Here is a 978-nt window from a genome sequence, read left to right as displayed (position 1 = left end):
CCGCTACTACCAGAATCTCGGTTGATTTCTTTTCCTCGGGGTACTTAGATGTTTCAGTTCTCCCGGTTCGCCTCTTTAACCTATGTATTCAGNTAAAGATAACTGCTTATGCAGTTGGGTTTCCCCATTCGGACATCGTAGACTCAAGTGGCTCTTACTGCCTCATCTACGCTTATCGCAAGTTAGTACGTCCTTCATCGCCTCTGACTGCCAAGGCATCCACCGTGTACGCTTAGTCACTTAACCATACAACCCAAAAAAGTTTTGNGTTGATGAACAANTCACCAAGGTTGTCTGCATTTTTATACATGTTGCAGACTCGATATTGCCGGACTCAATTTTTCTTTTGTCTCCGCTTTNAAANAAGCAGAAGCAAAATCAATCTTACTNNNAAAGNAAGANTTCCAAGAACACTTGAATGTGTGTTGGTTATCTATCAATGATAGATAATTGAGAACTTTTACAAACATTCTAAAAGAATGTTTTGTCAGCTTTCCAAATTGTTAAAGAGCAATGTGTTTTCTTTCATTACGAAAGTAAAACCATTTTTAAGAACACTTAAGNAAATGTGCTTAAAGATGGTGGAGCTATGCGGGATCGAACCGCAGACCTCCTGCGTGCAAGGCAGGCGCTCTCCCAGCTGAGCTATAGCCCCATCTCGGTTAAAATTTTCAGAAACAAGGCNGTTATTGAGGACGTGTAGTTCACTACACGACGAAATAACTAACGCAGTTACTGGAAATTTTGGTGGGTCTGAGTGGACTCGAACCACCGACCTCTCGCTTATCAGGCGAACGCTCTAACCACCTGAGCTACAGACCCACTAGGTGCTCTATTAAACCGTATCAATCTGTGTGAACACTCATCGCAATAATCTATATCGTTAAGGAGGTGATCCAGCGCCAGGTTCCCCTAGCGCTACCTTGTTACGACTTCACCCCAGTCATGAACCACAAAGTGGCAAGCGTCCCCCCGAAG

At 43.6% G+C, this 978-nt stretch carries 2 tRNA genes and 2 rRNA genes; all 4 read right to left on the bottom strand.

Annotation, left to right across the window (positions count from 1 at the left end):
* Positions 1-246, bottom strand: a 23S ribosomal RNA gene (locus tag F9817_RS23695); the annotation flags it as partial.
* A 333-nt stretch (positions 247-579) separates the two neighbouring features.
* Positions 580-655, bottom strand: a tRNA-Ala gene (locus tag F9817_RS23690).
* Positions 656-745: 90 nt separating this feature from the next.
* A tRNA-Ile gene (locus F9817_RS23685) sits at positions 746-822 on the bottom strand.
* A 62-nt stretch (positions 823-884) separates the two neighbouring features.
* Positions 885-978 (bottom strand): 16S ribosomal RNA (locus F9817_RS23680); the annotation flags it as partial.

The organism is Vibrio eleionomae, assembly GCF_009874545.1.
GTDB lineage: Bacteria > Pseudomonadota > Gammaproteobacteria > Enterobacterales > Vibrionaceae > Vibrio > Vibrio nitrifigilis.
Note: the sequence above shows the minus strand (reverse complement) of the source record. Positions and strands in the feature narration are given on the sequence as shown.